Annotated in this window: 20 protein-coding genes; 4 read left to right on the top strand and 16 right to left on the bottom strand. The window is 44.9% G+C overall.

Annotation, left to right across the window (positions count from 1 at the left end):
- Positions 1–434 precede the first annotated feature (434 nt).
- The 15 genes from AC58U0_RS30755 to AC58U0_RS30685 all read right to left on the bottom strand — a co-directional run bounded on the left by AC58U0_RS30755 (position 435) and on the right by AC58U0_RS30685 (position 16,287).
- Positions 435–1,415: a metallophosphoesterase family protein gene (locus AC58U0_RS30755; protein ID WP_497382610.1), complete on the bottom strand. Its 981-nt coding sequence runs from the start codon at positions 1,413–1,415 to the stop codon at positions 435–437.
- A gap of 11 nt (positions 1,416–1,426) precedes the next feature.
- A complete protein-coding gene (locus AC58U0_RS30750) occupies positions 1,427–2,686 on the bottom strand; it encodes a Gfo/Idh/MocA family protein (RefSeq protein WP_497382609.1) in 1,260 nt (419 codons plus the stop codon).
- A 19-nt stretch (positions 2,687–2,705) separates the two neighbouring features.
- On the bottom strand, positions 2,706–3,596 hold the full coding sequence (locus AC58U0_RS30745) for a carbohydrate ABC transporter permease (protein WP_497382608.1): 891 nt from the start codon (positions 3,594–3,596) through the stop codon (positions 2,706–2,708).
- 18 nt (positions 3,597–3,614) lie between these two features.
- The gene (locus AC58U0_RS30740; protein WP_057305085.1) at positions 3,615–4,484 is read right to left on the bottom strand and encodes an ABC transporter permease; all 870 of its coding nucleotides are present in this window, start codon (positions 4,482–4,484) and stop codon (positions 3,615–3,617) included.
- Between the two features lie 117 nt (positions 4,485–4,601).
- Entirely contained in the window at positions 4,602–6,305 is a 1,704-nt protein-coding gene (locus AC58U0_RS30735; RefSeq protein WP_497382607.1) for an extracellular solute-binding protein, read from the bottom strand.
- Positions 6,306–6,444: 139 nt separating this feature from the next.
- Entirely contained in the window at positions 6,445–8,130 is a 1,686-nt protein-coding gene (locus AC58U0_RS30730) for a response regulator transcription factor (protein WP_497382606.1), read from the bottom strand.
- Complete coding sequence (locus AC58U0_RS30725; RefSeq protein ID WP_497382605.1) at positions 8,123–9,868, bottom strand: sensor histidine kinase; 1,746 nt, start codon at positions 9,866–9,868, stop codon at positions 8,123–8,125. The genes AC58U0_RS30730 and AC58U0_RS30725 overlap by 8 nt, the downstream gene beginning before the upstream one ends.
- A gap of 111 nt (positions 9,869–9,979) precedes the next feature.
- Positions 9,980–10,225, bottom strand: coding sequence for a hypothetical protein (locus AC58U0_RS30720; RefSeq protein WP_497382604.1), 246 nt, complete (start codon positions 10,223–10,225; stop codon positions 9,980–9,982).
- 136 nt (positions 10,226–10,361) lie between these two features.
- Positions 10,362–10,751, bottom strand: a complete 390-nt coding sequence (locus tag AC58U0_RS30715; protein ID WP_497382603.1) for a biotin/lipoyl attachment domain-containing protein — start codon at positions 10,749–10,751, stop codon at positions 10,362–10,364.
- 82 nt (positions 10,752–10,833) lie between these two features.
- The gene (locus AC58U0_RS30710; protein WP_497382602.1) at positions 10,834–11,382 is read right to left on the bottom strand and encodes a peroxiredoxin; all 549 of its coding nucleotides are present in this window, start codon (positions 11,380–11,382) and stop codon (positions 10,834–10,836) included.
- 251 nt (positions 11,383–11,633) lie between these two features.
- A complete protein-coding gene (locus tag AC58U0_RS30705) occupies positions 11,634–12,344 on the bottom strand; it encodes an ABC transporter ATP-binding protein (RefSeq protein WP_497382613.1) in 711 nt (236 codons plus the stop codon).
- Entirely contained in the window at positions 12,337–13,119 is a 783-nt protein-coding gene (locus AC58U0_RS30700) for an ABC transporter ATP-binding protein (protein WP_497382601.1), read from the bottom strand. The genes AC58U0_RS30705 and AC58U0_RS30700 overlap by 8 nt, the downstream gene beginning before the upstream one ends.
- An 18-nt stretch (positions 13,120–13,137) precedes the next feature.
- Complete coding sequence (locus tag AC58U0_RS30695) at positions 13,138–14,145, bottom strand: branched-chain amino acid ABC transporter permease (protein WP_497382600.1); 1,008 nt, start codon at positions 14,143–14,145, stop codon at positions 13,138–13,140.
- 3 nt (positions 14,146–14,148) lie between these two features.
- Positions 14,149–15,057 (bottom strand): branched-chain amino acid ABC transporter permease, encoded by a 909-nt coding sequence (locus AC58U0_RS30690; RefSeq protein ID WP_497382599.1) that lies wholly within the window; start codon positions 15,055–15,057, stop codon positions 14,149–14,151.
- 81 nt (positions 15,058–15,138) lie between these two features.
- Positions 15,139–16,287: a branched-chain amino acid ABC transporter substrate-binding protein gene (locus tag AC58U0_RS30685; protein WP_497382598.1), complete on the bottom strand. Its 1,149-nt coding sequence runs from the start codon at positions 16,285–16,287 to the stop codon at positions 15,139–15,141.
- Between the two features lie 804 nt (positions 16,288–17,091).
- Between AC58U0_RS30685 and AC58U0_RS30680 the strand changes: the two genes are divergently transcribed.
- The 4 genes from AC58U0_RS30680 to AC58U0_RS30665 all read left to right on the top strand — a co-directional run bounded on the left by AC58U0_RS30680 (position 17,092) and on the right by AC58U0_RS30665 (position 22,067).
- Positions 17,092–18,006 carry a proline dehydrogenase family protein gene (locus tag AC58U0_RS30680; RefSeq protein WP_497382597.1) on the top strand — a complete coding sequence of 305 codons (915 nt, stop codon included), beginning with the start codon at positions 17,092–17,094 and terminating at the stop codon, positions 18,004–18,006.
- 26 nt (positions 18,007–18,032) lie between these two features.
- Complete coding sequence (gene pruA, locus AC58U0_RS30675) at positions 18,033–19,601, top strand: L-glutamate gamma-semialdehyde dehydrogenase (protein WP_497382596.1); 1,569 nt, start codon at positions 18,033–18,035, stop codon at positions 19,599–19,601.
- 82 nt (positions 19,602–19,683) lie between these two features.
- Entirely contained in the window at positions 19,684–20,946 is a 1,263-nt protein-coding gene (locus AC58U0_RS30670; protein WP_497382595.1) for a Glu/Leu/Phe/Val family dehydrogenase, read from the top strand.
- 317 nt (positions 20,947–21,263) lie between these two features.
- Positions 21,264–22,067 carry a DUF2935 domain-containing protein gene (locus AC58U0_RS30665; RefSeq protein ID WP_497382594.1) on the top strand — a complete coding sequence of 268 codons (804 nt, stop codon included), beginning with the start codon at positions 21,264–21,266 and terminating at the stop codon, positions 22,065–22,067.
- Between the two features lie 62 nt (positions 22,068–22,129).
- Here AC58U0_RS30665 and leuB read toward each other — a convergent pair whose 3' ends face one another.
- On the bottom strand, positions 22,130–23,209 hold the full coding sequence (gene leuB, locus AC58U0_RS30660; protein WP_057304668.1) for a 3-isopropylmalate dehydrogenase: 1,080 nt from the start codon (positions 23,207–23,209) through the stop codon (positions 22,130–22,132).
- Between the last annotated feature and the right edge of the window lie 19 nt (positions 23,210–23,228).

Genomic DNA, 23,228 nt, shown 5'->3' with positions numbered 1-23,228 from the left:
CGGATGAACCAACAAATTGGGATTGTTAAGCAAGCGAGCTAATTTTAAAAAATAATACCGCAATTTTCGGCGGGTATTACCTGGGGCAAATTGCATTATGAAATTGACTCACATGTACAACTATTTGGTCCTATACAGGCCATTTCGCAACAAATGGGCTGAAAATGTTGTACAAACTGCAACTTCAACTATTTAATCAAGCTAATTCGCGTTTTTTCAACTGAATGTTGCAAAAAAGCCAAGCAGAAATCAAGGGAATTGTTATATGGAGTACAACTTGTCTTTCTAGTTCTCCATTTTTTACATGTATGGGACCAAACATATTAAAAATCACGTTAGCGAAGTGAAGAGAAAGGCTGCCTCGCGGCAGCCCTTCCAATGTTTAACTATCGTTTTCTTTTTTGAATTTTTCAACCGTAAGAGCAGAAGGATACTCACTCCACTTTCCTACCTTCAGGCCGATGCTCCGGCTGCTCCTCCACGACGGTTCCGTCATTCTGACGAATCCACGTATCGAACCGGCGCTCACCCTCCTTCAGTCGAATGACTCTTGCTCCTGTAGGCAGCAGGTCGTGACGCACACCATCCACGTAGCTTACATATCTTGTCGAACGTCCGTAGCAAAGGCGAATACCATGAAGGGTTCCCCAAAAATCGTTGCCGTGGTCATGACCGACAAACGTCCCCATTACATCGCCCATCTCCACCATTGCCGCAAACATACCTGAATTAATCGCAGGAGTAGAGCAGCAAGATTCATAACGATGCCCGTAGCATACGTGGAAATCCCATACGTCATTGTACTCCGGTAGGGGAATGTGGAAGAAGGCAAGCGCAGGCAGCGGTTGTTCACCGATTCCTCTTGTCAGCTCTCGCGACTTGCCCACGTACCAATTGATTTGATCTCTGCGAATCCAGTCATATCCGCCTACCCGATCACCGATTGTTGAGTAGTCGCCGCTATCCACGAAATACAGCGCCGCCGCCGTTTCACCGGACTTACCCGCTACAGTTACGACAAAGTTCCCGGCCCCATTAACACCTTCTGGATCCGGTTCTGCCACACAAAATTCATGCTGCAATTGCAGCTCATGCATCATTTTCCTCGGCACTTCACCCTCCGAATCGTGATTGCCAAACACGGCTGCCCATGGAATGCAGCTCATCTCTGCTACATCAACGGCTTGGCGGAACGATTGAATTGGATCTCTCGCCCGGTTACTTGCGATTACATCACCGGCAAACACAATGAGATCAGGCTTCTCGGCTTCGATGATTCGTTCCATAAGCGCTCTTGTCTCTGAATCATACTTCGGTGTTTCCGGGTCATAATCAAATTCGTCGAGAAATTCCACATCGGAAAATTGTACGATGACAAACGTACCATCATCTCGATATTGTAGTCGTTTTTTCATAACTCCACCGCCTATGCTCCATCGAATCTAAATTCTCTCATATTGATCACTCTTCGATCTACCCTTGACCGCTCCGCTGCAAATGCCATCAGGTGACTCTGTACCGAATGAGCTGCAGAAGTTAACCCCTTTCCTTGCCCGCCCTGCTGAACCAGCTTCACAAAATCGCGGATCAAGCCGAAGTCACCGCCTCCGTGACCAATATGACCTCCCGGTGTTTCAAGTAAGATTTGCTTTGTCGTGCCTGTTTCAAAGTCAATCACTTCAATCTCATTTTTCTCCATGGCAGCGCGAATTTCGCCTTTTGTTCCCATCAGTTTGAGGGTTCGACTGCAATCATTCGTAAATGCGCTCATCGTAAATGCAGCCGTCACTTCATTGGCAAATTCCATATTAACGACTTGATGGTCAACTACATCATTGTCGCAATGATACACGCATTTGCCGTACGGCCCCTCTTGCAGCGCTTTCGTTCGGGCTTCCAAGCTAAGATCATCACTGATCGCTGAAGTTGGCCAGTGTATATTGTCCGTAAGATACACTTTAGGCGCATAATATGGACATGTATCCGAGACAGGGCATCCGTCCAAGCATCGCTGCGGTGCTCCCTTCGGGGCATTTTCCTTTTTAAAATGAGACAACGATCCGAAAGATGATACATAAGTGCAATCCGCCCCAGCTAACCAAAGAATAATATCCAGGTCATGACAGGATTTGGCCAAAATCATCGGACTCGATTCGGCGGTTATGCGCCAATTGCCTCTGACAAAGCTATGCGCCTGATGCCAATATGCTACATTCTCATTATGCCCAATAGACATGAGCTGGCCAATCACTCCCTCGTCCAACAACGTTTTGATTGTTCCGAAGAAATTCGTATAGCGGAGAACATGACAAATCGAAAATACACGCCCATATTGCTCCGAACGCTCACCCATACGGATACATTCCAGCGGATCGGGGGACATCGGTTTTTCGAGCAGTACGTGATATCCCGCTTCCAACGCTTTCATCGTCGGTTCATAGTGCATGTTGTCCTGCGTACAAATAAGCACGGCATCTGCCAGTTTAGGTCTGGCCAATAAATCCTCCCAGTTCTCAAAACACATCTCATCAGGCAATCCATGCAGCAATTTAAACTTATGGCTTCTCTGCTGGTTCGGTTCCGCAACGGCAACGACCTGCAGCTCATCCGGATGTTCAAGCGCATATCCCGTATAATTGACTCCTCTTTGTCCAGCTCCGATTAATGCAATTGTTATTTTCTCCATTGTCTATCCCGCCTTATTTTTATTCCTTCACACTGCCTACTGTCATACCTTTGATAAAATATCTTTGCATGAATGGGTAAACCATGAGAATCGGCAGCGCGCCCATGAAAATCTGCGCAGTTCGGAGCGTTTTCTCGCTGAGATTCTCCAGCTGTTTGAGCTGCTCGACGTTAACGGACTGCATTTGTGCATTCATGGCTGTTATTAACGTGGAAAGGTACGTTTGCAGCGGGTATTTGTCCGGCGAGTTCATATAGAGAATGCCGTCAAACCAAGAATTCCAGTGTCCTATAATGGTAAAAAGCCCAATGGTTGCAATCGCTGGCAACGATACAGGCAAATATATTTTCCACAGCAGCGTCCAATGATTGGCTCCGTCGATCGTAGCCGCCTCTTCCATTTCCTTCGGAATGCCTCGGAAGAAGTTCAGCATCATAATCATATTCCATACATTCAGTGCTCCAGGCAAAATAAGCGCCCAGATCGTATTAATCAGCCCAGTCGATTTCACGATCATATACGTCGGAATAAGTCCTCCTCCCAAAAAAATCGTAACCGCAAAAAACCACACATACACAGTTCGGGAGCGAAACTGCTCCGTTTCTTTGGCAAGCGGATAGGCCGTAATAAAAACTAGAAACATGTTGATTACCGTTCCGAGCACGACCCTTTCCACCGAAACACGTAGTGACCTAATAAATTCCACCTTATGTCCGAGATACACGTAAGCATCGAGTGTAAAACCGATCGGCAGCAGCTTAACTTCGCCGGCCATCGCCGCCGTGTTGGAACTTAACGATACAGCCAAAAGGTGAATGAACGGCACAATACCTATAATTGTTATGAAAGTCAGTACCAAAGCATTCATCAAGACAAATAGCTTTCTGCTCAACGATGGTTTATAAACCATATGAAATCCCCCAGCCGTCTAAAATATTCGGTAATTGCTGAATTTGTACGCAAGATAGTATGATAACGACACCAATCCGACGGATATGCCTGACTTAAACAACCCCACTGCTGCCGCAGGCGCAAACTGTTGGCTGAATAGACCGAGCCTGTAAGTGAACGTGTCAATAATATCAGCACCCTGATAAACGGTTGGATTATACATGATCAAGATTTGATCAAACCCTGCGTTCAATATATTGCCCAGACTTAATGTGCTCATTAAAATAATGATGGGCATCATTCCCGGCAATGTGATATGAATCATTTGTTTCCATTTACCAGCACCATCTACTTCTGCAGCCTCGTAAAGACTTGAGTTAATGCCTGTGATGGCAGCCAGAAAAATGATCATATTGTAGCCCATACCTTTCCAAACATCCGAACCGACCATGATGGCTCGAAACCAATTGTTGCTGCCCATGAACATAATCGGTTCCAGACCGAAGCTTGAGATCAGATCGTTAACCGGGCCTCTCAATGAAAATAACTCGAGAATAACCCCACCCAGTACGGTCCACGCGAGAAAAAACGGTAAAAAAATGCTTGTTTGGATCATTCGCTGAAACCATTTTTTTGTAATCTCATTCAGTAAAAGCGCCAATACGAGTGGAACGAGCAAGGAAAAGGCAATTTTCAAAGATGAAATGAGTATCGTATTCCACATGACTTGATGAAAGTCCGGCAGATTGAATACATATTTAAAGTTTTTGAACCCGACCCATTTCGATTTAAAAAAACCAAGCACCGGTTCAAATTTTTGAAAAGCCATCACGACTCCAAGTATAGGGCCATAAGCATATACAAGTGTAACCAACACGCCAGGCAGAAGCATCAGATGCAGCGGCATTTCTGTTTTTATTCTCAACTGTGAAGCCTCCAATCGCACACAAATTCAAACGTCCCACTTTAATGAAATGGGGGAGAGATTGTAAGAAACTCCTCTCCCCCCGTTCTATGGTTCACCTTATTTTACGGCATTCTTCGTGTACCACTCGTTTACTTCCTTCGTGATATCGTCTCCGCCAAGCTTCTTCCAGCTCTCTACGTATTTATCGAATTCGCTTATCGATGCGCCCATAATGATTTTGGTATAGGTTTCGTCGAGAAGCTTATCCAGCTGCGCTCCCTTTTCGACCTGTGTTTCCGTCGGAACACCGTAGAACTCGTTAAAGAACACTTGCTTGCTGTCACGAATTTGGCGCGTTATGCCCCAACCGCCATTTTTAGCTGCACGGCTATAATATTGGCCCCAATTTGAACCTTTGGTTGCGTTCGTCGTGTCGCCTGCAAGGAACTCCTTGGTTGCCTTAAACACGTCTGCGACATTTTTGTAGTTATCATCATCAAGCGTAATCGCCTCTTGCTTGGCATCCAAGGCCTTGTTGACCTCTGTGTAAATGGTTTCAATTTGAGCAGGGTTGTAGATTCTCGGCACGAACCAATTGTAAACATACCCGTTTTCCGCTTTGTTTTTCTCCAGATACTGTTTTTTACCCATTTCGAGATAGAAATTTATCATTTTAATCGCAGCTTCCGGATTTTTCGCTTTTTTGTTTACTGCAATAATGTGGCTCATCCGCACCTTGCCCACCATTGATTTCCCTGGCTGACCATCCAACGATGGAATTTGATAAGCTTCCCATTCTGCATTTGGATCCTTGTCCTTGTTAATATTAAGCGGCCAGTTCGGGTACCACCATTCACCGTACGAAATACCGACCCTGCCGGCAACAATATCTTCCACAACCTTGTTCTCATCTTTCAGCGCAAATTCCTTATCAATAAGCCCCTTTTGATACCAGGACTGCAGCTTGGCCAAAGCGTTTTTCGTTTCAGGCTGGATTTCACCCGCTGCAAGCTTGCCGTCTTTCCCTTTAATCCAAGCTTTTGGAGCCGTACCATAGCCATTGAAAACACCCCTCGCATCAAATCCCCAACCAATGAGGGATTTCTGCATCGCAATGCCATATCGATCATTTTTACCGGTTTTGCCAGGGTCATTTTTGACAAAGGCATCAGCTATTTTTTCCAAATCGTCAATGGTTTTCGGAGGCTGTAGATTAAGGTTGTTCAGCCAATCCTTCCGAATCCACAATAGCTGTGTCGATAAATACGGATCCTCGAAACCAGGAATACCCAATAGTTTGCCATCGGTTGTTGTGGTCTTCATAGCAAACCCGCCATCCACCTGCATATAATTCTTCAAAGCGGGAGATGCGTATTTATTATAAGCATCCGTCAGATCTGCAAGCATACCCTGACTTTTCAATTTCTCAAATTGCAGCGCATCCAAATCCAAGATGTCAGGCAAATCTGCGGAAGCAACAGCAAGAGAAAATTTTTGCTCGTATTGTTCGGTCGGTACGCTCCACAAATACTTTAGATCAATATTCAGCATTTCTTTCAAATCTTTCAGATAGGCGTTCTGATCGGGCGTAATTCCCTTTGGCGTTTTCGGGTCTTCCGGAGGACGGAAACCTAGCACTTCGGTAACGGTGACCGGCTGAGCGTATTTCCCCAACGGATCAACGGTTTCGTTTTTTTGGGTATTGGAAGTTTGCTGCGGCGCATTCGTAGAGCTTGAAGCGCTTTCATTATTGCTGCAAGCCGCTAACGATGCAACCATCAGTGTAGTCATGAGAACAGAACTGACAAGCTTTCTTTTCATGTTTTACCCCCCATATTTTCGTAAATTGAGAACTAACAGTGTTAACGATCTATGGTAAAGGCTCGAGCTTTACACTTTTATTGTAATGCCGAGGGGCGAATAGCCGCTATAATAAACTATTTACATCGTTATGTTTTGTTTACTTCCTCGTTTTATGAATGATTGCATCCCTAAATTCCTGTGGTGACATCTCTTTCATTTTCCGAAAAAATGCCGTGAAGTAGGAAGGAGATTCAAATCCCAATTTCAAAGCAATTTCATTGATTTTCACCTGCATGTCCTCAAGCATGCTCACCGCTGCTTCCGCTTTGGCTGTATTGATGTAGTCGGAAAGATTGCGCCCTGTAAGCTGCTTATAAAAACGTGAAAGATACGAAGGATTAAAATAGACCACTTCAGCGATTCTCGCAAGGGAAAGATCTCCACCCAAGTTTTCGTTAATAAACCTGTGAATTCGTTCAACTAACAAATTTTCGCCCTTGTCAACTTGCTCTTTTTTCTCCATACATATCTGTTTGCCAAGCTCTAAATAAAAGGCTTCCGTCGTTAGCCAATCACCGGGAATGTCCATCATGGCAAAATTTTCGAAATGACTGTGCTCCTTGATTCTTTCCGTAATGTTTTGCCCATTGATATAGGCTAAGAAAACAAGCACAAACATATAGTACCTTTCTAGACCCACAAGGTAGTTTTGAGCTATTTCATCTTTCAAGCTGTTGATCAAATCCCTGCTGACGATTTCTGCTTGCTGCACGTCCCCTTCATCCAGCCTTTTTTCAAGTAATCGCAGTTTTTTGCTGAACTCATCCGAGTAAGCGGAAACCTTCGCAGGTTCTACTTTGAAAAATTCGTTCGTCATGCCAAGGTCCATGATCGTCATTTTGAGCCCAGCAGCGGATCTTTTCTTCATCATCGCTTTCATAAGTTCAAATTCCTTATGAATGCTGTCCCATTCGACTGCTCCCCTAGAAATGATGAAAGAAACGTCCAATTGAAGCAGATCGCGGCACGCATTTTGAACCGATTCCAGTATTCCTTTCAAATAGGTGACTAGGCCTCCCCAATCGATCACATCGTCTTCACTTCGAAACCTGTCCGTATCCGAACTTAGCTGAATAAACCAAACAATGGTCGAATTTTCATACACAATATCTTCGTTTATCATCGAGTTGGGCAAGTATTGCTCAACTAAGTTCCTGATGGAATAAAGCGCGTTTCGTTTATTGGCGTACGTCATCCCTTCCGGCCAACAGTCCATTTTGCCAACAAGGATCAATACAGGGGAATCCCCCTTCAGCTTTAAATCTTGTCCCGCAAATAGGTCTTCGGATAGAAGTTCGGCTACATTTTCGCCTAAAAGTAAAGCCTCGAACATTTCCTTATTCAATAGCGGTGCCATGACCAACATTTGCTTCCGAGCCTTATCAACAAGATCATTGTTCTTAAGCTCATCCTCTATTTTCGTTAACGCATTCGTAACCGCACCGATGACAACCTTATCCTCTTCGGTTTTCAGAATATAGCTTTCCACATTTTTTTGAATAGCTGTGTACACATAATCAAACTCGTTGTGCCCCGTCAAAAATATAATTTTGCAAGAAGGCCAATAAAATAAGATCTCATCCATCAATTGCAAACCATTTTTCTCCGGCATGCGAATATCGCTGAGAACGACATCAATCTTCGTTTTTTTGATAATTTCAATCGCCTCAAACGCTGAGTAAGCCTTGCATATGTCGAGATCTAGCTCCTCTCTTTCCTGAAACATCTGTACAAGTCCCTCGACAATTGCCGGCTCGTCGTCCACAACTAAAAGTCTATACATCGCTGCCGCCCCCATAATTGAATTGAATGATGATTTCTGCTTTAAGCCCCCCACATTCACTTCGGGATACAAATAGCCCGCTCTCCTCGCCATACTTCAGCCGGATTCGATTACAAACATTGATGATGCCTGTCTTTTCAAGCACATTGAAGGAATTCGCGAGTCTAGCATCCAGGGAATGAATGAACTCATCCGTGATTTTATTTCCATCATCTTCCACATATATGCACAACCTATGATTCTCACACGTAACTTTAATATGGATACTGCCGCCTTTGCGTTCATTCTCAAAAGCATGTTCAAATGTGTTTTCGATGATGGGCTGCAGGATTAGTCTCGGAACCATGAGATGTTTGCACGCATCGGGAATTTCTTCCGCTACGACTTGAATCCGATTGGAGAACCTAATACGTTGGATTTCCACGTAATCCATGGCATGTCGATATTCCTTGGCAAACGGTACTTCATCCTCTCCGCTTCTTGTAACAAACTGATAATAGCTGCCCAGCTTCTGAGCAAATGTGGCAACCGTTTCGTAATCTTTGGCCTTGCACATCATGTAAATATTGAAAAATCCATTGTAGAGAAAGTGTGGATTGATCTGCGACTGCAGCTGCTTTAATTCAGAATGCTGCAGTGCTATTTTCTGTTCATAATTTTGTTGAATCGATTGCTTTAGCTTGTCTATCATCTTGTCAAAGCTTCTATAGAGGTAACCGAACTCAATGTCATTTTTCGGCCTTATTGAAATGTTCAGGTTATCCGTTTCCAGCGTTTTGAACGCGGCAATCAACTCTCTTAGCGGATTGTGAATCATCATTTTGACTGAAAATGAAAAAACAAGAATGATGGCCATCGAGACCACAGACATAATGATTAACCAAACATTGAATTTCTTGAGAGACCCGGTAAGTTCATTTTGATTTACATAGGAGAAAAGGGTTAGTCCGAGTGTACTTATACGGGTCGAGGTGACCCAGTAACTTTGATCTCTGACTTTAAGGACATGACTATCCAACGTTTTGTTACTCTGCTCTTTGGAAACGATATTGAATATACTTTGGACAATGGCATCTTCATGCTTAGGTGATATATCAAAACTAAACGATTCATTGGTGAGAACAGCACCAGCATCGCCATAATTTCCTACTAGTTGATTCAGTGTCTTTTCCAATTTTTGGACGGATAGCTCCAAATAGACGATGACACTTGAATTGTTTGCAAACTCGATAAAAAACAATCGGCCATTGCTGTAGTATAAGGATGGTTTGGGCGAATAATTAAAGAACTTTTCAATCACCTCATACTCCTGATTCGGCAGCTCAGTGATTCCGCTTTGCGTGGAGATCGTCCTTCCAAATGATTTCAAATATACCCCGGTATTGAGTAAATACTCACTGGAGTTCTGGATGGTGGCCAATCGTTCCTTTACCCTTTTTACGAGTTGGATTTCTTCAAAATCATCTAGTGTGCCTGATAGAAAGTTTAGCTTCTGAAGATCGGAATCGTTGATAACCTGCAGCTGCTGGTTTCGGATGAAAGAGATTTGATCATCTAACTGGTTCGAGTAAAATTGCACTTTGGACTGGATTGAATTTGAAAATTCCTGTTTGATAAATGATTGCCCCATCATATTCATCAACAGATTTACCAGGTAGACAGGAATAATCAATGCCGTGAACACGATAATGACTTTTTGGAAAACGTACAATTTGGGCAGCATTGTTGGTCTTTTCACATTTCCTCCCTGTTGGACCGTTCATAGTTCTATCACCTCTCATCATACCAAAAAAATTTGTGAAAGCGTCTACCTTTTCACCCGATCGAAAAAAGGACGTAAGAACTCACTTCAGTGAGGCTTACATCCTTTTTTTGGTGCCTTGCTCTGAAGAACGGTAACATGTTTCATTGACCACGTATCATCACGCACATTTTCATTTCGGTTCAAATAATACGCTCGCATTCTTTCATCGTACTCCCCAATCCTTTCACGCTGCGCTTCCAAATTTGTACGATAGTGATTTTCAAAATAAACAGCAGGGACAGGCAACCGCGGCTTCGTATCCATCTGTTGATCCGGTACACCAACTGCCATCTATTGTTAAACACTATTGCCCATCTCTCTCACGAAAGCTGAATGACTCTATAATCGGATTAACTTATATACCAAAAAAAGAATGCTGGACCCCAATGAAGTGGTCTTGCATTCTTTACTTTTTATGGCGCAGCACTCAGTCTTCCAGCGAAAAATCCCGCATATAAGTTTCCTCTTCCCATAGCTGCTCCAGCTCAGACCCTTGACTCCACTGAATCGTAAATAGCCAGCCCTTGTCATAAGGAGATTCGTGAATCAGCATCACCGCTCTTTCCAGCAGCCGATTGACTGATGTTATTTGGCCGGATAATGGGGCTAGCAGATCGTGTTCGTCATCCGCTACAGTCTCAACAGAACCCATGAATTCCCCTTTGCTCACATGAGTATCCAGATCAGGGAGCTCGATAAAAACAAGCATACCCAGCTCGCTGATCCCATACTCCGTTAATCCGACAACAGCTTTTTCCCCTTCGAGTCGAATCCAGTAGTGATCTCTTGTATATTTCAAATTCGCGGGAACCGTCATGTCCGCTCTCCTTCATGAAGAAAAGCTCCCCTGCTCGCATTCTCATGCCAACCAGAGGAGCTTCTCTATGTATTCAAAAAGCTTATTTTACAACCAGGTTTTTGTCGCCTGGTTTCCAGTTCATTGGGCACAATCCGCCGGATTGAAGCGCTTGAAGCACACGAAGTGTTTCTTCTACGCTGCGGCCTACGTCGTTGTGGTTAACAACTTCGTATTTCATTTCGCCTTCTGGATCGATGATGAACAGACCGCGAAGCGCGATACCTTCTTCTTCGATCAGAACCCCGTAGTCACGTGCTACGGATTTCGTGATGTCAGCAGCAAGCGGGAATTCCAATTTGCCAAGGCCATTATCGTTGATTGGCGTATTGATCCAAGCTTTGTGCGTATGGATACTGTCGATGGAAACACCAAGAATCTCAGTGTCCAATTCTTTGAATTGAGCAGCAGCATGACTTAGTGCTGTGATTTCTGTTGGACAAACGAATGTAAAGTCCAATGGGTAGAAGAATAATACTAACCATTTTCCTTTGTAATCAGACAAAGAAACTTTACCAAATTCTTTTCCGTCACCTGTAGCGGTCTCCATTGTAAAATCTGGAGCTTGTTTACCAACTAAACGCTCTGCCATGGGTATGATTCCTCCTCAAATCTATCTTATTCGTATAAAATGGTAACATCCGACTAGATGAAAGTCAATAATTAGATCAGATACTACATAATAATTATTATAATATATGAAGACCTGATGAACATGAATAAAAATCGATTTACGAGCAGTAGGGGCTGTCCCAAATGTCATAGATAGATGACTTTTGGGACAGCCCCTGCTAATACTTGAAATAAACCGTTCCTACGAACCGGCGCTGTCAAATAATAGGCCTAATGTGCGCCTAAGTAGGCTTTGACGATGTTGTCGTTGCTGCGAAGCGCTTCCGAGCTTTCTTCCATTGTAATGTTGCCTGTTTCCAACACATAACCCCGGTGGGCCAGTTTGAGCGCAGCTTTGGCATTTTGTTCTACCAGCAAGATCGTTGTCTTGTTCTGTTCGTTAATGTTTTTAATGATCTTCATGATTTCAATGACGATAATGGGAGCGAGCCCCATGGACGGCTCGTCGAGCATTAGCAGCTTCGGCTCCGCCATCAATGCCCTACCGATCGCAAGCATCTGCTGCTCGCCTCCGCTTAACGTACCCGCCATTTGCTTGTGACGCTCCGCTAATCGGGGGAACATGTCGAAAACCATGGCGATTTTTTGCGCCGTTTTGGTAGCGCCTTTTTTGGTAAACGCGCCGAGCTCCAAATTTTCCGTCACTGTCAGAGCAGCAAAAACGCGTCTGCCTTCCGGAACATGGATCAATCCTTTTTCCACGATGGTATGCGCATCGGTCGTCGTGATATTCTCCCCGCCAAATGACACCGAGCCTTCCGAAGGACGGATAAGACCGGAAATCGTTTTTAGGATCGTGCTCTTGCCGGCTCCATTAGCGCCGAGCAGAGCTACGATTTCGCCTTGTTTCACGGTAAGGGATACGCCCTTAACCGCCTGAATTTTGCCGTAGAACGTCTTCAAACCGTTCACTTCAAGCAGATTCATCTGCTTCATCCTCCTTTCCGAGATAGGCTTCGATAACGAGCGGGTTATTTAATACCTCATCTGGCGTTCCTTCCGCGAGCTTTTGTCCATAGTTAAGAACGAGAACCCGCTCTGACACTTTATTGATAAGCCCCATATCATGCTCGATCAGGACCACAGAAATCTTGTAAGTTCGGCGTATTCGACCGATTAAATCGATCAAATCCTGCTTCTCGGTAAAGTTGAAGCCTGCAGCAGGTTCATCTAGGAAAAGGACTTTCGGCTGAATCGCTAGCGCCCGAGCAATTTCCAAATATCGCTGCGCCCCGTATGGCAAGTTTTTGGCTCGGCGGTTTCTGTACTTGTCAATGCCGACAAACCGGATACACTCTTCCGCGACACTTAAGATCGTTTCTTCTTCCAGCCGCTGTGCTTTCGTATGAAATAAGGCGCCGTAGAGGCCCTGCTTCGTTCGAGAATGCATCCCGGCCATGACGTTCTCGAGAACCGTCAAATTCGGGAATACCCTGAGGTTTTGGAATGTTCGCGCCATGCCTTGTGCTGTAATCTGATGCGGCTGCTTTCCAACGATATTCGTCCCGTTAAATATAATTTCCCCGCGCGTCGGCCGGTAAAAGCCGGAGATCATGTTGAACAGCGACGTTTTGCCGGCACCGTTCGGTCCGATTACGCTCATCACGGTTTCATTAGGAATGTCGAAACTCAAATTATTCACGGCTGTCAATCCACCGAACTGCAGATGTAAATCTTTGACTTGGATAATCGGCATAAAGGGTTTCACCTCCGGTTACTCTTCAGTATCTTCTTTATCGGGGACGAGCCCTTTAGGACGGAAAATCATTAAAATCACAAGCGCGACACCGAACACTAGGTAACGGTAACGATCGACGCCGATGTTCAAATGAACGACCTTGTCGAAATCCCGAAGCAATTCCGGTATGACGATAACAAGAACGGCTCCGATAATAACACCGGATACTCGGCCGACTCCGCCGAGAATGACGGCGAGCAAAATCATCGTCGATTGCATGAAGCTGAAGCTTTCCGGCGCGATCGCCGTCATCTTGACAGCAAAGATGGAACCAGCCAGGCCGCCGAGCATAGCGCCCATTGAGTAAGCGGCAAGTTTCGAGCGCGTGCGGTTGATCCCCATTGCCTCCGCTGCATCTTCGTCTTCACGGATATATGCCCAGGAACGACCAATCCGTGAATTTTTCAAGCGCAAGGATACGAAGATGATAATCAGCATAAGCGCGAGAATTGCCCAGAACGAATAGCTTAAATTGTTGATCGTCACGCCGCCAAACCGCACCGGTGCCGGAAACGGACTCATAATGCCATAGATGCCGGAGGCGCTTCCGGTAAAATCAAGATTTTTGGCCGAGATGCGGACAATTTCGCCGAACCCAAGCGTAACAATGGCCAGATAGTCACTGCGTAAACGAAGCGTCGGAGCCCCTACGAGAATGCCGGCTAAGGCAGCCAAAGCGCCTCCTATCAGCATCGTCGGCCAGAAATTCATATGAAACTGGGTCATCAGAATGCCTGTTGTATACGCTCCTACTGCGAAGAAGGCGGAGTACCCGAGATCGAGCAAACCGGCATAACCGACGACGATGTTCAGTCCAAGTCCAAGACATATATAAAACACAGCTAGAAACCCAACGTCAAGCCAGTAGTTGCCTGCGTAAAACGGAAATAGCGCCGCGGCAACAAGCAGAATCCCAAGCAATATGGGCTTGCGCTGCACCGATAATTTCAGTTTGGTAACGGTATGGTGTATCGTTTTCTCCATCATCTACATCCTTTCCGTCACTTTTTTTCCAAGCATGCCGGTTGGTTTTAAGACAAGCAATAAAATGAGAATAATAAAAGCAAATACGTCCTTCCACTCGCTTCCGAGCGCATAGGTGCCGAATGTTTCCAAAAGTCCGAGCACTAGGCCGCCAAGCATGGCACCTGGAATACTGCCGATTCCGCCGATGACCGCTGCGGTAAACGCTTTCAATCCAAAAATGAATCCCATCATAAACGTGATGGTACCGTAATAAGTTGCGTTCATCATGCCTGCCGAGGCTGCGAGAGATGAGCCTACAAAGAACGTAAGCGCAATTACGCGTCTCACATTAATGCCCATCAAGCTGCATGCCGTCTGGTCAAGGGCGATTGCCCGCATCGCCTTCCCATAAATGGTTTTGTGGATAAACAGCTGCAGACCAACCATGAGTAGAACCGAGATGGCAATGATGCCGATCTGCGTATAAGTGATTTGCGCACCCAACAATTGAAAGCCTGCCGTCGGGAGCGTAATCGGCATAATATGCGGCTTGGAGCCGTATGCTGCCATCACGCCGTTTTCAAGAACAAGCGACATGCCTACCGCGGTAATGAGAATGGACAACTTTGGTGCCTTCAATAGAGGACGGTAAGCAATCCGTTCAATACCCATCCCAAGAAAACCGGTTACAATCATTGAAATGACAAAGGCAGCCACTAGTCCAAGCACGCTTCCTCCCACGCCGGTAAGCTTCGCAAGAACGGTATAGCCAACGAAAGCACCGGCCATGAACACGTCGCCATGGGCAAAATTCAGCAATTTGATAATGCCATAAACCATGGAATAGCCCAGAGCGATTAAAGCATAGAACGAGCCGATGATGAGCGCGTTGATCAACTGTTGAATAAACAAGTCAGTCGTTATTTGCAAGGCGGGCACTCCTATTCCTGTTAGAGTGGCGTACGGCGCCATCTGGCACCGCACCACTCCAAAATTGTTGGGAAATCTCTATTATTCGGCTTTAACAAAGCTGCCGTTCTTAATTTGCAACATCACGAAGTTCGATTTTTTCAGCGTGCCGTTGTCGTTAAAGGCTGTTTGATCGGCATTCAGAGTCTTAAGATCCGTTTTCTTCAAGGCAGCTGCGATTGCGGCTTTGTCCGTGGAGCCCGCACGTTTGATCGCATCAGCCATAATGTTCATACCGTCAAATTCAAGCGCGGAGTATGGACCTGGCTCCTGGTTGAATTTCGCTTTGTATTCATCCGTAAACTTCTTCGCTTCCGGCAGTAGATCAGCAGTTGGCGGCGTTGTGATGAAAGCTCCTTCAACCGCGTTTTTGCCGGCAATGTCAACGATTGTTTTGTCGTTTGCTCCGTCACCAATGCCGATAATTCCGCTAACGCCCTGCTGCTTGAACTGCTTGATAAACAATCCGCCTGCTTTATAGTAAGCAGTCCAGTACGTTGCATCCGGCTGAGCTTGCTTCAGCTTGGAAACAAGCGGCGAGAAGTCCGTTTCATCCGGATTGATCGCGTCAAAGACGACAACTTGTCCGCCTGCCGCTGTAACGGCCGCTTTCGTACGTTCAGCTAAATCTTTTGCATAACCGGAATTATCGTGAATGATGGCGATTTTTTTCGCGTTTTTCTTTTTCATCATGTAATCGGTTGCAATTTCAGCTTGGTGAAGAGTCGTACCATTGATCATGAATATTTCCGGGAACTTCTGATCGGAGATTTTCATCGAATTCGCGGCAGTGATGACCATCGGGATTCCGCTTTGATGGTAAACGCCTGTTGCCGGAATTGTAGCTCCGGAGCAATAACCGCCAACAATTGCGGTAACGCCTTGAGACACTAGTTTATTAGCGGCCGCCGTCGCGGTTTGCGGATCACACGCGTCGTCTTCGGCAGTCAATTTGATCTTTTTGCCGTTGATACCGCCCGTCCCATTGATTTTTTCGACAGCGAGTTCAGCTGCTTGTTTCATATCCTGTCCCATTTTCGCTTCGTTACCGCTTAGAGGTAGCTGCAGACCAATCAAAATGTCGCCTTCAGCAGCTTTACCGCTGGAGGTCGTTCCTTGTCCGCAAGCACTTAAAATCATCAAACTTGTGATAGCGCTTACAAAAAACATGTTTTTAATTCGCTTCTTCATAGTAGACCCCCTATTTGTGTGTTCGATGTTCATTCTATACACAAATTAGAAAAAAGTGTACAAGAAATATTTTACAATTGTGTTTATTATGTGTATTTGTCTGACTATTCGCTGTTCTATATGAGCATTTTTACACATTTCTTCCAAGCTGAAAAAGAAGCTGCACCCGTTTCCGAAGTGCCAGCACCTAGAGCCAAGCATAATATTATAAAATGAACGGCTTATGCCTTCTTGGGTTAGAGTAATGTTGGATGCTTTATGCTCTTTTAACCTTAAGGAACATTCGTATCGGTATTCAGCACGAAATTATACTTCTATTGGAATTTTCCAATGGAATCGACTCTCATGCCTCGAAATTCGTGCTTTTATTGGAAAAAATCCAATGAAATTGACTTCCAGGTTGTCAAATCTCTACTTCTATTGGATTAATCCAATGGAAGTATCTTCAGGCTTTGAAATTCAAAAATTTTGGGGCCTTGATGAATGAAAATAGATCTTTCGCATTCCCCAGCGGCGATGTTCGTATCATTCGAGCATTTGTTAATAAGAGAGAGATCTTCTGCTGTAACAATACAAGCTTCGCTGCCAAGGCAACGAAGCTTGATCCTTTTGCAAATAGGCTGAAATCTCTTCTATTATCGAATCCGCATTGCGTGTATGAAAATAGTTATTCAACGAAAATGTTCAACCATTTTATCCGAATTCCATTATTTTTAAACAATTGCTGTTCAAAATAAAAATAATGGTGTATATTTCTCTCATGAAATTAAACAACATTGTTCAATTCTTCTGGGGGAATCATACATGGAAATGATGCTGAGAAACATGTTTCAATCATTGGGCAAGAGCCGTTCTGCGAATCGATTAGCCAAAAAGTACGGCCTTCGATTTGGAGCCGCCCGCTTCGTAGCTGGTGAAACCATCAAACAATCCATTGATGCTGTAAGCGGGCTCAATAAGGATGGCCGAATCGCGACTTTAGACCATTTAGGAGAATTCGTCTTTAGTGAAGAAGAAGCTACATTGTCCGCTGATATGTGCATACAAACATTAGATGCCATTGCCAGCTCAGGTGTACAGTCCAATCTTTCTTTGAAAATGACATCACTCGGCCTAGATATCAGCAGAGAGCTTTGCGTAAACAATATGAGACGAATTCTGAATCGAGCGCGCCAATATGGTAATTTTGTTCGGATCGATATGGAGGATTACGCACACTGCCAAGTTTCTCTTGATATCTACCGTGAGCTTCGAGAAGAGTTCGATAATGTAGGGATCGTGATTCAAGCTTATCTGTTCCGAACGGAGCAAGATATCCAGGATTTGAGTGCGCTGAGTGCCAACTTGCGTCTTGTTAAAGGGGCATATAAGGAATCCCCTCAAGTTGCTTTTCCAGAAAAGAAAGACGTCGATGAAAATTATAAAAAAATCATTCAAATGCATTTGAAAAATGATCATTATACGGCTGTTGCCAGCCATGATGAAGCGATCATCAACTTCACCAAACAATTCGTAAGTGAGAATGGAATCTCCAGAGATCAATTCGAATTTCAGATGCTTTATGGCATTTGTGAAGAGATGCAGAAGCAATTGGTTAAAGAAGGATACCGTGTCCGCGTCTATGTTCCCTATGGTGTCGATTGGTTTGGATACTTTATGAGACGGTTAGCCGAGCGGCCAGCGAATGCCTGGTTTGTTCTTAAAAATATGTTTAAATAGGCCCGCAAAGGGAGAGGAGAATGAATATGAGCACATTTACAAAAGCAACCCCTTATGCAAACGAACCGTTCACTAATTTTTCTTTGGATGAAAATAAGCAAGCTATGGAAGCCGCTATTGCGAAAGTGAAATCGGAATTAGGTCAAGAGTACCCGCTTTATATCGGATCTGAGAAAGTAGTTACTGAAGCGAAAATCAAATCCATTAACCCAGGCAATGTGGATGAAGTGATTGGTTATGTGAGCAAAGCGAATCAAGCACTAGCGGAAAAAGCAATGGTCGCTGCTTTGGAGACTTTCGAATCTTGGAAGCGTGTTCATGTTAAAGAGCGGGCGGAATATTTGTTTAAAGCGGCAGCGCTTATGCGTGAACGTAAGCATGAATTTTCTGCACTTATGATTTTGGAATCAGGTAAGAACTACGTAGAAGCTGACGTAGATACCGCGGAAGCTATTGATTTCATCGAGTTCTACGCTCGGGAAATCATTCGTTTGAGCGAAATCAATGAAACTCAATCGTTAACCAAAATTGCCGGTGAAGACAATAAAATTTCCTATATCCCACTTGGCGTTGGCGTCATTATTCCGCCGTGGAACTTCCCGCTCGCTATTTGCGTGGGCATGACGACTGCTGCCGTTGTATCAGGTAATACGGTTCTTCTTAAACCTGCTTCTACAACGCCAATCATTGCGCACAAGTTTGTTGCTTTGATGCGAGAAGTAGGACTTCCAGACGGTGTTATCAATTTCATTCCGGGAAGCGGCGCTGAAGTTGGCGATTACTTGACGACACATCCGAAGACTCGTTTCATTAGCTTTACAGGTTCCAAAGAGGTAGGTCTGCGCATTAACAAGTTGGCCGCGGACACGGTTCCAGGTCAGATTTGGATCAAACGCGTCGTTGCTGAAATGGGTGGAAAAGACGGCATTATCGTTGATGAAACGGCTGATCTGGATGCAGCAGCATCCGCGATTGTCGCATCAGCGTTTGGATTCCAAGGTCAGAAATGTTCAGCTGGTTCCAGAGCGGTTATTGTGGAATCCGTGTATGACCAAGTTGTAGAAAAAGTAGCCGTTTTGACGAAACAACTGCAAATCGGGCTGCCAGAAAACAATTTCGCTGCAGGTCCAGTTATCGATAAGACTTCGTACGAAAGAATTTTGGAATATATCGAAATTGGGAAACAAGAAGGCACTCTGCTTGCCGGCGGTGAGAAGGCTGAAGGAAACGGCTATTACATCCAACCGACCGTGTTCGGTAATGTTAGCGGCAAAGCGCGGATTATGCAAGAAGAGATCTTCGGACCCGTGCTCGCTATTGCGAAAGCGAAAGATTGGCAGGAAGCAATCGCAATGTACAATGACACTGAATTCGGTTTGACCGGTTCTTACTTCTCCACGAACGAAGAACGTATCGCTGAAGCTCTGGAGACCGTGCATTGCGGCAACTTATACATCAATCGTAAATGTACAGGTGCGTTAGTCGGTGTACACCCGTTTGGCGGATTCAATATGTCAGGTACGGATTCCAAAGCAGGCGGTTATGACTACCTGTTGCTCTTTACACAAGCTAAATTAACGTCCCGCAAAATTTAAGGCAGTGTGGGGCCCTCTATCATTCAATGGAGGGCTCTTTTTTAAGAGTACTTATCAATAAATATATATAGGGGGAAATAGGATGAGCGTTACGGTAGAAAATGTGGAAAATGTGGATGTGTTGGCAAGAACGCAGCTGGTGATTGAAACGGCACTGAAAAAAATGGGGTACGCTGACTCCCTTTATGAACTGCTAAAGGAACCATTGCGCCTATTGACGGTACGAATCCCATTAAAAATGGATGATGGATCGGTTAAAGTACTTACAGGCTATCGTGCTCAGCATAATGATGCGGTTGGTCCAACCAAGGGGGGCGTCCGCTTCCACCCAGATGTTACAGAGGAAGAAGTTAAAGCGCTTTCAATGTGGATGAGTATAAAATGCGGCATTACAAATCTGCCTTATGGCGGCGGCAAAGGCGGGGTTCAATGTGATCCGCGTTCGATGTCTTTTCCAGAGTTAGAGCGGCTGAGCCGGGGATATGTTCGTGCTATCAGCCAAGTTGTCGGACCAACTAAGGATATTCCAGCGCCTGATGTATTCACCAATTCGCAAATTATGGCCTGGATGATGGATGAATACAGCCACATCCGCGAGTTTGACTCCCCAGGATTTATTACAGGCAAGCCACTGGTTCTAGGCGGGTCTATAGGACGTGAAACGTCCACCGCATTAGGTGTAAGTATTGTGATGAATGAGGCTGCCCAAGTGCTTGGAATTCCTATCCAAGGTGCGAGAATTATTGTCCAAGGGTTTGGAAATGCGGGTAGTTATTTGGCCAAATTCGTGCATGATGCGGGCGCTAAAGTGGTAGGCATTTCCGACGCAGGTGGGGCTTTATATGACCCGAACGGATTAGACATCGATTATTTGTTGGATAGACGGGATTCCTTCGGAACCGTTACGAATTTATTTCCTAACCGTATCACGAATAAAGAGTTATTAGTTCAGGAATGTGATATTTTAGTGCCAGCGGCTATAGAGAATCAAATTACAGAGGAAAACGCTTGGCAAATCAAGGCGAAGCTACTGGTTGAGGCAGCTAATGGTCCTACTACTTCTATCGCTACAGAGATTTTAACGCAAAGAGGCATCATGATCGTTCCCGACGTCCTAGCCAGCGCGGGGGGTGTAGTCGTATCCTACTTTGAGTGGGTTCAAAATAATCAAGGTTATTATTGGACAGAGGAAGAGGTTAACGAGAGACTGCATAAAATTCTGGTTGATTCCTTCCATAACGTTTATCGAACTTCACAAGAGAAAAAAGTGGACATGCGTTTGTCGGCTTACATGGTTGGGCTGAAGCGTATGGCAGAAGCTGTGAAGTGGAGAGGCTGGGTTTAAAGCGGCGCAAGCAAGTATTATTTTCCGTTTAGAATTAATGAGCCGATGTAGCTGGCCGCGGCGAGAGCCGCAAAGCTGTGATTGAAGCGGCCATTTTAACGTATGTTGCTCGGAGAACCCCGCCTGAGTTTAGGTAATAGGAAATAAATCGACAAGAACAATGAGTAGTTTGCTACGGCGAGCCGCTCCTTGTTCTTTTTTTGACTTTTCAAATCAATCGCAGTCATCCGTTGTCCTATTTTCACGACATCTGCATAAGCTCCTCCCGCGAAGATTATACATAGGGTATCAGACTACTTCTGAGGAGAGTGTCAAAATTGTCAAATGAGTTCGTTAGTCGTTCATTGGATGAGGTACGGTTCTGGTCACGTATTATGAAAGAGCATTCTTTATTTCTGAAGCTGGGATTTCGGTGTGAGGATACGCAATTAATCCAAGAAGCGGATCATTTTTATCATACTTTTGAACAAATAGAAGGCAAATCCCATGCATTCACAGAGTTAGCTGATCCTGAGCAAATCATACGCTTTAACATGGAAGCTCACTTAGCCGCAACCCACATTTGGGCTTTTAAAAGAAGGGTTTTAGGTCTCATCATCCAATGTAAACTTCCAGGCGGTAACAATTTCCCTTTATTAGTTGATCATACCAGTAGAGAGGCTAATTATTTTAGAAATCGATTAGAGGAATTGAATGCTGGTCGATTAGAACCGCTGCCCGATGCAATCATTGATGAAAATGTTTTCTTTTTGAGAATAATGGCTGACCATGCGAAGTTCATCGGGCATCTCCTTGATCCGTCCGAACGACAACTAGTTGAGCAAGCTCGAAACTTTAGCCAAGATTTCGACCAACTGCTCTTTCAAGCTGTTGATTTAAGCGGAATGCGTCCTCAATCTCAAACGGAGCCGCTTCTCGACCAATTCCTTGATCAAAATCGTGTTTCTGTTGTTTCTCTGCGAGATTTCAAAAAAACAGCAAGGGACTTAATCGAAGCTTGTCGTATAAAAAGTATCATTCATCCTTTACTTGCTGACCATGTGTTTCGTGAGGCTGAAAGATTCCTCTATATCATTGATATGTTTGAAGCAAGCTTAACAAGAAAACAAGCTGCAAACTAGACTCTAGGCAAAAAAAAGCTCGCCCCCCGAAGCCTCTACGGCCTCGTCGGGCAAGCTTTTTATTATTTACGCATAGCGTCTACGATCAGTTGGCCCATTGCAAGAGTACCGATTGCTTTGCTCTTGTCAACCGCAATGTCGCCTGTACGGTGACCCGCATCCAGCACTTCTTTCACTGCACGCTCGATGGAATCCGCTGCTTCGTGGTAACCGAAAGTCAAACGGAACATCAAGGCTACGGAAAGAATGGTTGCGATTGGGTTGGAGATGCCTTGACCTGCAATATCCGGTGCGGAGCCATGTACCGGCTCGTACAAGCCGAAGGCGCCTTCGCCAAGAGAAGCGGATGCCAACATACCGATGGAACCTGTCAGCATAGCTGCTTCATCACTCAGAATGTCGCCGAACATGTTTTCAGTCACGATGACGTCGAAGCTGGATGGGCGGCGCAGCAATTGCATCGCACAGTTATCAACGAGCACGTGCTCTAGCTCAACATCCGGGTAATCAACCGCAATGCGGTTCACAGTTTCGCGCCATAGACGGGAAGTTTCCAGAACGTTCGCTTTGTCTACAGAAGCAAGCTTCTTGCGACGTGTCTGTGCGATTTCAAATGCTTGACGAGCAATACGCTCGATTTCAGTAACATTATAAGCACAAGTATCGACAGCTTCTTGACCATTAGCTGTTTCACGACGGAATTTCTCACCGAAGTAGATCCCGCCAGTTAATTCACGAACAACGATCAAATCCGTTCCTTCCAGCACTTCAGGCTTCAACGTGGAAGCTTCTTTCAAGCAGTCAAAAATGAAAGCTGGACGAATGTTCGAGAAAAGTCCAAGCGCTTTACGAATACCAAGAAGTCCAGTTTCAGGACGAAGCTCTTTGGAGTTGTTATCCCATTTCGGTCCGCCAACAGCTCCAAGAAGTACAGCGTCTGCCGATTGGCAAACTTTCAACGTTTCTTCCGGAAGTGGCGTCCCTTTCTCATCAATCGCAATCCCGCCGAATAAGGCGTGCTCTGTTTCAAATTGATAACCGAATAATTCTTCGGTACGTTTCAATACTTTTTCCGCTTCTGCAACGACTTCTGGACCAATGCCATCTCCAGCGATTACAGCAATTTTTTTCACATCTGCCATGACTGCCATTCACTCCTTA

Source organism: Paenibacillus sp. J31P190 (assembly GCF_059692075.1).
The sequence above is the reverse complement of the archived record's forward strand: the minus strand, read 5'-3'. Positions and strand labels throughout refer to the sequence as shown.